This is a genomic window from Marinoscillum sp. HNIBRBA16962, assembly GCF_057801515.1.
Genome location: NZ_CM173603.1, coordinates 5,216,084 through 5,229,667, shown reverse-complemented (window position 1 = coordinate 5,229,667; position 13,584 = coordinate 5,216,084). Strand labels below are relative to the sequence as shown.

The 13,584-nt window shown below is 37.4% G+C and carries 8 protein-coding genes; 7 read left to right on the top strand and 1 reads right to left on the bottom strand.

The genetic code is table 11. The features are described from left to right. Positions 1 to 72: 72 nt before the first annotated feature. Genes AC3E9V_RS21760 through AC3E9V_RS21740 form a run of 5 tightly spaced genes read left to right on the top strand, consistent with a single transcriptional unit; the run spans position 73 to position 5,299 of the window. The gene (locus AC3E9V_RS21760; protein WP_488750276.1) at positions 73 to 1,050 is read left to right on the top strand and encodes a glycosyltransferase family 10 domain-containing protein; all 978 of its coding nucleotides are present in this window, start codon (positions 73 to 75) and stop codon (positions 1,048 to 1,050) included. After that, positions 1,050 to 2,201 carry a glycosyltransferase family 2 protein gene (locus AC3E9V_RS21755; RefSeq protein ID WP_488750275.1) on the top strand — a complete coding sequence of 384 codons (1,152 nt, stop codon included), beginning with the start codon at positions 1,050 to 1,052 and terminating at the stop codon, positions 2,199 to 2,201. Before AC3E9V_RS21760 ends, AC3E9V_RS21755 begins: the two co-directional genes overlap by 1 nt. Further along, positions 2,201 to 3,265 (top strand): glycosyltransferase, encoded by a 1,065-nt coding sequence (locus AC3E9V_RS21750; protein WP_488750274.1) that lies wholly within the window; start codon positions 2,201 to 2,203, stop codon positions 3,263 to 3,265. Before AC3E9V_RS21755 ends, AC3E9V_RS21750 begins: the two co-directional genes overlap by 1 nt. Further along, a complete protein-coding gene (locus AC3E9V_RS21745) occupies positions 3,258 to 4,088 on the top strand; it encodes a glycosyltransferase family 2 protein (protein ID WP_488750273.1) in 831 nt (276 codons plus the stop codon). The genes AC3E9V_RS21750 and AC3E9V_RS21745 overlap by 8 nt, the downstream gene beginning before the upstream one ends. Continuing rightward, a complete protein-coding gene (locus AC3E9V_RS21740) occupies positions 4,085 to 5,299 on the top strand; it encodes a glycosyltransferase family protein (RefSeq protein ID WP_488750272.1) in 1,215 nt (404 codons plus the stop codon). Before AC3E9V_RS21745 ends, AC3E9V_RS21740 begins: the two co-directional genes overlap by 4 nt. Here the strand turns inward: AC3E9V_RS21740 and AC3E9V_RS21735 are convergent. Next, positions 5,296 to 6,117: an FkbM family methyltransferase gene (locus AC3E9V_RS21735; protein WP_488750271.1), complete on the bottom strand. Its 822-nt coding sequence runs from the start codon at positions 6,115 to 6,117 to the stop codon at positions 5,296 to 5,298. The two genes, AC3E9V_RS21740 and AC3E9V_RS21735, sit on opposite strands and share 4 nt — an antisense overlap. Positions 6,118 to 6,206: 89 nt before the next feature. On the opposite strand from AC3E9V_RS21735, the gene AC3E9V_RS21730 reads away from it, so the two are divergent. Beyond that, entirely contained in the window at positions 6,207 to 7,586 is a 1,380-nt protein-coding gene (locus AC3E9V_RS21730) for a lipopolysaccharide biosynthesis protein (RefSeq protein WP_488750270.1), read from the top strand. A gap of 185 nt (positions 7,587 to 7,771) precedes the next feature. Continuing rightward, positions 7,772 to 13,486: a PKD domain-containing protein gene (locus AC3E9V_RS21725; RefSeq protein ID WP_488750269.1), complete on the top strand. Its 5,715-nt coding sequence runs from the start codon at positions 7,772 to 7,774 to the stop codon at positions 13,484 to 13,486. The last annotated feature ends 98 nt before the right edge of the window (positions 13,487 to 13,584 follow it).

The following is a 13,584-nucleotide window of genomic DNA, read 5'->3' as shown; positions in this document are numbered from 1 at the left end:
TCATTTTGACCACTCATGTCTTCTTGAGAATAAAAAGTAAAAATAGATAACTCGGTTTCTTAACATAAAACATTGAATAAGCCATTGACTGTTAGAATTATTAAAGATTGGGATAAATCGGATGATTTACTCCGGCAAACACCTGAGGGGAGTGGAGTTTGGGGGAATGTAAAATTTACTCTAGAGGATATTTACAATTGTGATATCGTGGTATTCACTAATAGAGTAAAGGAGAATGTAAACATTGAATGTAGAGAGGGCGGCAGATGGTTAATTCAGATGGAACCTCCTACTCCAGCTCATCGATGGTATAGAAGATCAGATAAGTTTTTTGATCATATTGTATCACCGGATAAGAAGATACGTTCTTCAAAACTTATACTTTCTCATGGTGGACTCCCTTGGCATGTGAATCGAACATATGATCAACTTAAGTCCTTGGAAATCCCTCGAAAGGAGAGATTACTTTCAATGATAACAAGTAAGGCTAATGTTACGGATGGCCATGCTTTACGTTTGAAATTGGTAGAGCTTTTGACCGATCGGAGTTACGGAGAATTTGATTTATTTGGCAGAGGGTTCAATGAGGTTGAGGATAAAATGGATGCACTTTACCCATATCGGTATAGCCTCGTAGTTGAAAATAGCTTTTATCCTCACTACTGGACGGAGAAGATAGCTGACTGTTTGCTTTCATTTACAGTTCCGATTTATGTTGGGGCTCCAAATATCTTGGAGTACTTTCCTGGAAAGTCAATAATTCAAGTAGAACCTCGACTTCATAAAATCCTTGAGGCCATTGATAAACTTCCTGAAGATGATTGGTTCAGTCGTTTAGATGACCTTAAAATAGCTAGAGATAAAATTCTAGAAGAGTATCAGTTTTTTCCTTACTTGGCTAGTTTAATGCATAAGTTTTCTCCGACCAACTCTCATTCACATCTTTACCACTTTGAGAAGAACCTGGCACCATGGGAAGGTGGTCATGTAAGTTTTGGTCGGAAAATAGAGTATCAGTTCAGACAACTTTTTGACAAAAAGCCTTTTTGATGATGGAGTCCCTTGCTCTAATACTTGGATATAGAAACCGTGAATTAATTCGTGTTAGAAGGTGCTTAGATTCATTATCATTACAAGATGATCTTGATTTCGAAGTAATATTTATTGATTATGGCAGTAAGCCAGAAATGGCTAGAGAAGTTAAAAAGTTGACGTCTCAATATTCGTTTGTCAATTATTATTATTCATACACAGAAGGTTGGTTTTGGAATAGATCTCATGCTTTAAACACTGGGGTTAAGCTGGCACAAAATGCAAAATATATAATTACAACGGATATTGATCTTATTTTCCCTAAGGGATTTATAAGACAAATAAAGTCTGAACTCTCAGATGATTTAGAGATTCACGCTACAGCTAATAACTTACCAAGGAGGTTCAACAAATGGCAAAAACTTGGGAATTCCTCAAAATCTTACGGGAAGGCAAGAAATAACACTGCATTAGGGCTTGTGCAGGGGGTAAAAAGAAAAGTGTTTGAGACATTAAAGGGATTTGATGAGTATTATTGTATTTGGGGAGCCGAGGATGAGGATCTCAATGAGCGGATGAAGATAAGTGGAATTAAAACAAAGTGGATAGATTTCAAGTCTGGGCCTATTTATCATCAGTGGCATGAGGTAAGTGGCCCTCGATCATTTAATCTTCCTTCCAGATGGCAGGAAGTTTTAGTTACCTACAAAAATATGATGAAGGGCGAAATGGTTAGAAACAAAAGGAGAGATTGGGGTAGGCTTATTACAATAGAAAACAGACCACTACTTAAGTTTTTACAGAAACTAAACGACATAAAGCAAATTGAGCTTCAAAAGTTCCCCGCTTCGATGGCACTTTTGATCATTTCGGATAAACTCAATCAATCCAAAGATGGAGAAATTCTTAGATTTACCTTCAATGACCCTATGTATGAGAAATTTCGACAGTCAAAATTGTTAATGTACATTGAAAGGGTTAACCTATTTCTGGACCGAATGAATTTGCCATTTTTACTGACTAATGATCTAAATTTTTATAAACGCTATCAAAATGTTTTTGATTATCGGGATGTCATTGCATACTACCTACTTGATCGGAGATATAAAATAAAAGATTATTTTCTGAAGTTTCATGAAGGTTATCTTGAATTCATAGTTATGAAATAATGAATCCGGAGAATTCAAATATTTTGTTGGTTTCACCTGAAAACTGGAATCATTTATTTGTTTCAAAACATCATTATGCAATTCACCTAGCTCGTAGAGGATATCGAGTTGTTTTTCTAAACCCTCCTTCAAATAGGTGGGCTTATACAGACTCTGATATTCCCAATTTATCCATTTTAGATTATCCAGGATTTGTGGTTGGTGTAAGGCTAATGCCCAAGATCATAGCAAAAAGATTTGTATCACGAGTCTTTAGAAAAATAATAAAACTCACGGGTATAAATATAAATGTAATATGGCAGTTTGATTCCACTACTTTTTTTGATTTTGAATATCTAGAGAAGAGTATCTATAAAATAATGCATGTGGTCGACCTTAACCAAACACGAAATATTCGGAAACTTGCTGCATCAGCAGATGTATGTTTTTATTGTACGAAGGCAATTGGGGATGTCCTGTCGGCCTATAATGGAAACTGTCATTTCATCAACCATGGATATTCGGAGGTTACACCTGAATCTTTTGTTTTTAATTGGACCCATAAACTCAACATAGGATATGCTGGAAATCTGGATATTAAATACATTGATTGGGGCTTAATGGAAAAGGCAATTGAAAGATATCCAAATATCGGATTCCAGTTTGTTGGTGATTGTTCAGTTCAAAAAGTTAAAGTTTTTTTCAAGCGTTTTCCAAATGTTCATTGGTTGGGAAGAGTTGATCAGGCAAGGTTGCATGCCTTTTACCATCAGGTAGATGCTTTAATGATTTGCTATGATGTAAAAAACTACTTAGATCAATTAGCCAATCCTCATAAGATACTTGAATATTTAAGTAGTGGTAAACCTATTATTGCTACCAAAACTCTTCAATACCAGGATATTGAAAATGAAGTAATACTTCTAGGCGAGAGTGATGAGGATTGGTTAGTTAAATTTGATTTTATGGTTGAACAAATAGATTATCTTTCCAAACCTCAGTTTAAGAACAAAAGGATTCAACTTGCGCTATCTAGCACTTACGACCAGCAAATTGCTAAAATAGAAAACTTAGTTAATGGATAGACCATTAGTATCAATTATTATAGCAGCTTTCAATGCTGAAAGATATGTTGAGGCCGCAATAAACTCCGCACGGAATCAAAATTATGGTAATGTTGAGATAATTGTTGTAAATGATGGAAGTCAAGATAATACACTCCAGATAGTACAAGGTATTTCGGATAGGCGATTAGTGGTAATTTCTAAAGAGAACGGCGGAGTAAGTTCAGCTAGAAACCAGGCTTTAGGAATAATGAGAGGAGAGTTATTTTGTTTTTTGGATGCAGACGATATATTCCTGCCTGATTCTATCAGTTCTCGAGTTGAGCTTTTTAAAAGTGACCCGAACCTTACTTTTGTTGACGGCTCTGTAATTTATACTGATGAAGAGCTACATCCTACTGGAAACCTGTACGAGCCCAAATTTGAGGGGAACCCAAAGGGCCGATTGCTGAGGTTGGACAGGGCTTGCTTATTTGGCCCTACCTGGATGATTAGGAGGGAAAAACAAATTTCTTACGCATTTGATGAAGGCATGAGTCATGCTGAAGACCTGTTCTTTTATTTAAGTATTTGCTTTCAGAAGGAAACAAAATATGCTTACGTTAAAGAGCCAATCCTCTATTATCGACAACATTCTGGATCAGCAATGGCAAATCTAACAGGATTGGAAAACGGATATATTAGGCTACTCAAAAACCTAAGTAGAAGTAAAAATGAAGTTAATAAGTCTCAATTAGCTTTTCTTCGATTAAAGATTATCAAAATTATGTTCTTATCGTATTTGTTTAATGGCAAAGATCCCATCAACGCCGTAAAATGTATCTTTAGAATATCCATTGTATGAAAAATACCCTTGTATTTATTTACAATAGTTTTAAAGACCCTTTATTTCAAAATCTTGTACTATCCTATGTTAAGACCTTATCAATGCAAGCGGGGGGGGAGTTTCATGTAGTTACTTTCGAACAGGCAGCATATAAGGTAAGCCCTTCTGAACAGAAAGAGATTCAGAAAGAGCTGAGAAATCTCAATATCTTTTGGCATCCATTGAAGTTTCATACAGGTAAATTTCTTCTTATAAAAAAAGCATACGATTTTGTAGCCTCCTTTTTTTTTATTGGCTGGCTTAGAGTAAGGTATAAGCTTGGTTTTATCTTTTGCTTTGCTAATGTTTCTGCTAGCATGGGTATCCTGTTAGCAAAAGTTTTTAGAATGAAAATGGTCATTTATTCCTATGAGCCACACAGCGATTTTTTAGTTGAATTAGGTCTTTGGGGAATAAAAAGCATTAAATATAAAGTTCTGAAAAAACTGGAAACATATGCTGGCAGAAACGCTGATTTTGTGATGACAGGGACCATTCATATGGTAAGATATTTGAAAAGGATGAATGCAAAAGGTGAGATTTTCCGAGCACCAACTGCAGTTGACTCTAAAGAATTTTACTTTAGAAAAAAAGGAAGGGTAAGAATAAGGAATAAGTATCAATTAGGAGATAAAAAGGTAGTTATATATGTTGGGAAGTTTGGGGGGTTATACTACCGATCAGAAATCCCCAAACTCTTCAGGGAGCTAAAGAAATATTTTGACAACCTATTTTTTCTCGTCGTAACATCAAATGATCTGGTCGAAATTAATGAGCTTTTTAGTAGGAATTTAGAACCCTCAGATTATTTTGTGACGGGTAATTTAACATATGATGATCTAAAAGACCATCTTAGTGCTGCTGATCTCGGAGTTAGTGGTGTACCTCCTTCTTTATCTCAAAAATATAGATCCCCAACTAAAGTTGCAGAATATCTGCTCTCGGGTCTCCCTTATATTACGACAAAAGGTGTCTCAGAAGACGATTTGGTTGCGACAGAATATGATGTAGGTGTAGTATTACAAAGTTTTGGAAAAATTAAAATTTCTAGCGAAGCACGAAATCGTTTAGCAAGATATTTTTCAGAAGATCCGGATGCTCTTAGAGCGAGATGCAGAAAGGTGGGGTTGGATTATAGATCCAAAAAAAGAATTGATGATATTCTATTAAAAATATATAATCAAAATTAACTGGATGTGAACCAACCTGAAGGAAGATCAACTCTGGGGCTCTTTTCAACACAATCGGAATCAAGAGGATGTGGAAAAATCGAAGCCCAGGACTTTTCAGTTATTCTATCATTTCTTAAAAATGTGAACTCAGCAAACCGTGGGATAGATATCCCATTTCTCTTGTCAATCCCTTCACAATTGTTGGGGTGGATATGCACACAAGTATGATCCTTTAGTAATTTTTTAAATGTCCAATTAATGAACTCAAATACGTCTCTTTTCCACATTTTCTGTAAGTCATGGAATTCAATGATGATGATTCTGAATCTTTTAAGTGTTTCATCGGAAGCATTAAGTATACTCAAATATTCGTATCCCTCAATATCCATTTGGAGCAACAGGTCTGAATCATGGTCAGAAGATGAATCATTAATCCAATTATCCAGTGTTATAAAGTTTTCGGAATTTGCAGGACCGACAAATTTTTTAACAAAATGAAATTTTTTTTCTTGAATTTGAGGAGCGTTAACAGAAGCATCGGCCAAGAAAACTTCCATGCCATATTTACTACACTCTAATTCGAAACCACTGATTTCACCTACTCCAGGAGAAAAACATGCACTTATACCTCCTAGATCATCTGGTACCAGATAACCCCCATCCCGGTTGGGACCTAGACGGATCAATTTATGCTGTGTTTGTATAGGATGAAGACTTTTTATAAGCTCAGAAACTTTTGCTTTTGGCATTAGCCTCTCAATTCCCCTGCCTTTCGAAGCAAGATAGCGCATAATTAACCTGTTAATTTTTCCTGTCACAGCCTTTAATGATAACATGTTTATAGTTCAAAAAAAGCAAATTAACGAAAATGGTGATATGCTTCACAAATCGTCGATACATTTGGTGGACCAAAAAGCATGGTCAAATGATCAAAAAACGAGAGATACGAGAACATATAAGCAACATTTTTAACAAGGGTTCATTTGTTCAGAATGTATCCATTGTTTTCTCTGGGAATGTATTGCATTTTTTAATTCAGTTTGCTGTTACTCCAATTATTAGTCGGCTTTTTGGACCTGAAGCCTATGGTGAATATTCTTATTACAACTTGATCATAACCAACATTCTTTTTATAGGCGGGCTCTCACTTCCAGAGGTTTACTTAATACCTAAAGAAAGGTATAAATTTTTGGCCCTTGGAAAATTTGTGGTTTGTTCAGTTGGTCTGATTACATTTTTGACCCTGATTCTTTATTTCTTTCTTCAACAGGGGGATAAGTTACAGATACCAATTTTATTTCTAATTATCATAGTTCTCAGGTTACTCATAGGCCCAATTAATGCTGTTTTGGGCTCTATGAATACACGGAGGAAACGCTTTAAAAAAAATGTTTTAGTACATATATCTGGGACTGTGCTTTCAAAGGGTAGTGTTATTTTGTCTGGATTACTGGGGTATGTATCTGGATTGGGGTTGCTGTTGGGTGATATGCTCAGAACATTGTATAACCTGTTGGTTCAAGTGGAATTAAAAAATATGCTTCTTTTCAAGAGATACCTCTTTGGTGATAACTGGAGTGAAGTGAAAAATGTGATTAAGGAATACCGAGGCGTAATCACCTATTTGTTTCCCACTCAGATGTTAAATAAATGGACTAGTGATTTTGTGATTTTAGGTATTGGTTTAGCATTTAGTAATGAGATGCTTGGGGTTTATGTCTTTTCAATTACAATTTTGAATATCCCCACAATGTTAATCGAAAATTCGTTGAAACCTGTAATGTTTCAAAAAGCGGTTGAAGTTTATCAAAAAGATCCAAAACAACTTGGAAAATACTTTGTTAAAAGTTTGCAGGTAATTCCTTTTCTAAGTGGTTCTTTGTTGTTTTTTCTAGCAGCATTTTCAAATATTATATTTCCATTAGTTTTTGGTGTGCAGTGGATAGAAGCTGGTCATATAGTGCCTCTTTTGTCCATTCAGTTTTTTGCTTCTGCACTTATAACTCCATATGAAAGTTTTTGGCGTATCCTTAAAAAGGAAAAGACGTTATTGCAAAATAACTTCATTTCATTGGTGCTGAGATTCTCACCATTACTGCTGTTAATTCTTCCAACTACAGATTATAGCTTTTTTATAGTGGCAATAGCAATTGGGTCTGGTGCTGGATATCTCATATTATTGAGTAATCTGTCAGCGATTTTATTAGGCTCGTACAAAAGAAATGTCATACTGGCAACTGCCTTAATCACTCTAACAGTGATATATCTTCTGGTTAATTTAATTTCCACTAATATTTCACTTTGATAACCAGCAATATAGAGAACAATTCGCTCTGACGATTATTTTTATGCTTCCAACGATTAATTTAACTACGTCACTTTATTATTACTCAAATTTGTCAAATTAATTTCAATCAAATTATATCAATTTATTGTATTGAATCGAGTGGTATATGAGGACAATAACATACATAATACAAGTTTTTGAAAGTGGGTAAACTGCTAGTAATATATATCCTTGGTTGGAGTTTTTTATCAGTTTCCAATGCTCAGGACCCTGTTAGTTCATTTACTTTCGGGGAAGCTGATTATTGTCTCAATGAATCCGTAGAGGTTACGAATACATCTGTTGGTGCTACGTCTTACTTATGGGATTTTTGTTTTGAGTCCCTTTCTAATTCACCTTCTTTTTCTAATGTAGGTAGTTTGGGAGTTTCCAGTGCCGAAGGAATAGAGGTTGTTTACTCTGAGGGAAATTGGTATGGGTTCCTTAGCAATCGTGGCAATGGCGAATTAATAAAGTTAAATTTTGGGGAGTCTCTAGATAATACACCTAATAAGGAGGTTGTTAGTTGCTCTGGTGAAACCATCACAGACCTGAACGATATCAGAATAGTTAAGGAAAATGGAAATTGGTATGGTTTGGCAATAGGTTACAAAACCGAAAAAGTTTATCGACTGGTTTTCTCTAATAATTTTGCTAATGCTGTTGTCGAGGATTTAGGGAATTTTGGTAAATCCTGGGTGGATTTGAGAGGAATTGAACTTAAGCAGGATGGAGAAGACTGGATTCTTGGAGTAAGTAGTGATGGTAGCGACTTGGTAAACCTATTAATGTTCCAGGATAGTATTACAAATAATACTATTCAAACCTTGGATATCAGCCATGCTGATATTTCTAGACCCAGAGGGATTGATTTTTTAAAAATTGATGGAAATTGGTATGGCGTTTTAACGTCATTTGGTAATGGCAAAGTGATACTTTTAAACTTTGGTACAAGCTTATTTACCTTACCTGGTATTTCGGAAATTTACAGCACTATAAACCCCACCGACGTTGAGTTTGTCTTTGAGGGATTTAATTACTACGCCTTTGTTATGACCAGAGATAATGGTGTTGATCGGGTTTCTTTTGGGTCAAACATTACGGATAGTAGCGATGATGACGTAGATCCTCTAGGTACCTTTGGAGGCAATTTTACTGAGAACTTTGGAATAAAATTAGTTCAGGATAGTATTACCTGGAGACTATTATCACATGATTATTTTGATGCTTTGTATAAACTTGATTTTCCTCAAGGCTGTGAAGAAATGGGGGATAGCTATTCAACAGATTTTGAACCATTTTTCAGCTACGAGACCGATGGAGATAAGTTGGTTGAGCTAATAGTCCAAGGAGAAAATGGAAATGTATCAAGGTTTTCAAATCAGATTACCATCACTACCGAAATTGCACCCGATGTTGATTTTACCACATCAAATCAATGTATTGAAACAGGAAATATTTTTACATCTATAAATACATCTGATGATATTATATCCTATTCGTGGGATTTTAATAATGATGGATTGGAAGACAGCTCAGATCCAAATCCAATTGTAAGTTTAGCAGATACATATGGACTTACAACGGGGAATCATTTAATTTCTTTAGTAGTTTCGAATGGTTCTTGTAATAGTAGAATTGAGAAGTTGGTGTCAATTTATAATCCCCCAATTAGCTCGTTTGATCCCCCTCTAGAAAATCTGTGTACCAATTCTGAGTTGACATTTACTAACACATCTACATATAGCCTAACAAGTGATATTTCTTGGGAATGGGATTTTGACGGAGATGGATCGATAGATAGTAATGAAGAATCCCCAATCTATATCTTTGATCAACCTGGAGAGTATGAGATTTTTTTAATAGCTACTATTCCTGAGGGTTGTGCAGATACCACGACTCACACTTTAGAAGTCCAAAGTGGTCCTGTTGTAGATTTTTCTTGGGTAAATAACTGTTTTGGGGATTCTGTTAGATTTATAAATAATTCTGAAACAGGAATATATCAGTGGGATTTTGGAGATGGCTCACCTGCTAATTTTGAGATGAACCCACAACACTTATACACAAGCCCAGACACTTTTGATGTAGAACTAAAGATTGATGATGGATCTTGTTTATCTGTTTTACAAAAGCAAATTATTGTGACTGATCAACCCGTTATAGGTCTTAGTTATGAGGAATTTCAGACAGTGAATATTGTCACCCAGTTTGAGGGCTTTGATTTTACAGGGGATGATGATAGCTTAGATTACTGGCAATGGAATTTTGATGGGCTAGGCTTTTCAAATGAAAGAAACACTTCCTTCACATTTATAAATCCAGGAGATTATTCAGTTGAGGTTCAAGCTGAAACTTATCAGGGATGTGTCGTTGATTCTTCCTTTTCAGTGAAAGTTTTCGACGCACAAAAACCCTTGATTTCATTTTCAGTGCCATCTGTTTGTAAAAATGAAAGATTTACTATTCAAAATACAACCAAAAATGCGACTTCATATTTATGGGATTTTTGTTTTGAATCATTTCATACCATTCCTGAAATTTATACCTATAACCCTCAAGAGGATATAAATAGTTCTGAAGGTATTGAAGTAGTTTATCATGATGGTAAGTGGTACGGTTTTGTTTCTTCAAGATCTGATGGCGCAATATGGAGGCTTGACTTTGGTAATTCCCTTAAAAATGAACCGGTTTTTCAAGAAATTACACTAAGTGGTGATTCAATTATTGATTTTGCTGAGATAAGAATGATCGAAGAGGATAGTACATGGTATGGAATTGGTATGGGGTATGATACTGAAAACCTTTACAGGCTGTCCTTTCCAGAAGGTCCTGGAGGTGATGCAATAGTAGAATCGTTAGGGATTCTTGGTGATTGGGATAAGTTGAGAGGGATGGAATTAGTAAGAGACGGAGAGGATTGGTTTCTGTTTATAGCTAGTGATGGAACAAATTTACTTTCTGTTATTTCATTTGAAGGTACAATCACCTCACCACCTGTTTCAGTAAATGACATTTCAAGTCCTCTGATTGACAAGCCTAGAGGAATGGGACTTGTAAAAGAAGGACCCAACTGGTATGGTGTTTTGGCGTCATTTGGTAATTCTAAAACTTTATTACTTGACTTTGGGCCTGAATTAAGGAATACTCCCTCCATTAATGAATTAGCATCAGTAATTAACCCGACTGACGTTGAATTAGTCAAGTATGGCTTAAGTTATTATGCCCAAGTTCTCAGAAGAGATGATGGCATACTACAAATAGATTTTGAAGAATCTATATCTGATAATCTTAACGATCAAATAACGAATTATGGGAATTTTGAAAATGAGATTATTGAGAATTTTGGATTTAAAATGGTTAAGGATAGCACAACATGGCGAATATTAACAACTGATGCTTTAGGTGGTATATTTAGGGTTGATTTTCCAGACGGCTGTACTCAAGAAATTATTTATACAGAATTAGAGCCAATACTTAGCATTGATTCTGCAGGAAAAACTCCATTTGAATTGACTGCCTTTTCCCGAAATCGTAATATCTCCCGATCTACAGGGATTATTGACGTAATGGATAACTCTGCCCCATCCATCTCCTTCACCCCCTCCACAAATCGCTGCATCACCAACCCTGTTGACTTTACTTCCACCAACCCATCAGCTAACATCACCTCCTACTCCTGGGACTTCAATGCTGACGGCATAGAAGACAGCTCTGACCCTAATCCAACCTATCAATTCCCATCGGCCGGAACGTACACTGTAAGACTGGATGTGCAGAGTGATGAGGGCTGCGGAAACTTTGTAGAAGAAGAAATCACAATATACCCGGAACCGCCTGTACCTGTGTTTTCAGTATCAGCTACCACCTATTGTGTGGGAAGCGAGATACTTTTTACCAATGAGACGAATGACTCTGCTTATGATGGGTTGGTGGATTACCATTGGTCGGTTACGGACCTGAGTGACACCACGACAAACGGGGACCTATCTGCTGCATTTGAGACGTCAGGACAGAAAATTATCTCCGTCTACAGCTCCATTCCAGGGTGTGAGTCAGAGGTAACTCGCGACACGATTACAATCCAGGCCTCTCCGAATGTCGATTTTTCTACTACGCCTGTATGCCATGGCGACCTTACCACTTTTACCAATGGTTCTGATACTGGTGACTACTTATGGGATTTTGGAGACGATTTTACCAGCACCACCAGAGACCCTGATCACCTTTATTCAGAACCGGGTACTTACAATGTTACATTAACGGTCACCAATGCCAATGGCTGCTCTACAACCCAACAAAAGCAAGTAGTTGTTTCAGCTTTGCCTGATCCGGGATTTGAGTACACCTTACTATGCGAGGGAGATAGCACGGTACTTCAGGATGTTTCCATCGTTGATAACTCCAATGTGGTGGCCTGGGAGTGGTATGTAGAGGACCAACTGGTGTCACAGGTCCAGAGTCCTGAGGTCACCTTCAGCTCGGAAGGCACCCAGACAGTACGTCTGGTGGTTTACGCAGACAATGGCTGTGAAGCCTCCTATAGTCAATCCGTGCAGGTGCTTGCTATGCCGGATGTGGACTTTGATGCTTCTTTGGCATGCCAGGGTGAAGTCTCCACATTTACAGATGCCACAGCTAATCCCGATCAGATAGCAGGCCGCAGTTGGATGGTGGATGGTGAACTGATAGATGCTACCGGAGAGGAGACTTTGTTCTATGCCTTTGCCGAACCAGGACCTCATGAGGTTACCCTGATCATCGATAACCAGAATTTATGTTCCGGCACCTACACAAGGACGGTGGAGATCCCTGAGCCACCTGGTATGGATGTAGAAATAGACGGCAGTTGTAAAAATGATGTCATTACCGCACGGGACCTGTCCTCGGTTGCAGATGATGAGATTTCATCAAGGAAGTGGTTGCTCGATGGCGTGTTGGTTGGCAATGGAAATCAAATTTTACTACCTGTTACAGATGCTGGCCAGCATGAGGTGGTTTTAGAGGTTGAGACAGCTTTCGGATGCACCTATCAGCTCAGCAGGCTCTTTGAGTCGCATGCGGCACCATTGGTTGATTTTTGGGCTTCTAATGACTATGGTGTGCCGCCTTTTGCTATTTCTTTCACAAACTACACTCAGAATGGTTCAGTGTACCGCTGGTTTGTAGATGATACTGAAGTTTCATCAGCAGCTGAGCCCACACTTTCTTTTACAGAAACAGGTGAGAAGGTCGTCAGGCTGGTGGCTGAGAATGCTAATGGATGTGTAGACAGTGCTTCAATGGCCATTAGTTCCGTACTGCCGGAAATAGATGTCTCACTCAATCAGCTTCAGTTGGTAGATAATGGGGGTGTACAGCAGATCCTCATGAATATCAGTAATCAAAGTAATCTCCCCATTGAGCAAATGCAAGCCACTATCACGCTTGATAATAACCTGACTATTACGGAAAATATTACCAGGAGGATCAATGTGGGACAGGAAACGGTAATTAGTTTGAATTTGGGGCTTCCTGCTCAGCAGAGCAACATCAATTACCTGTGCGTTACCCTTGCAACCACCTATGCCGTAGCAGATAAAAATGCAACCGACAATGAGAATTGTATTAGCATCGAGCCTGATCTGGTTGTAGAGCCCCCATATCCCAATCCGGCTCGGGACCATACCACTTTAAGAGCGGTTTTGCCAACTCAGAGTGATGTAAAGTTAACCGTAATTGACATGACTGGTCAGATTCGGTATGAAACGCTCCTCAGAGACCTTCCTGCCGGCTTAAATGCCTTTACGTACGACCTTTTGAGGCTGGAGGCCGGAACTTATTTCATTAGTATACAATATCAAGGTGGTGCTTACCGTTCCCGGATCATTAAACAATAGCCCCAATTCATAAGGGTTTTTAGCGAATTGATTGTTCTCTGCGAGAGATTATTGGGAAGTAATCAAAATATTTCTATTTATTATTACTTTTGCAGCAA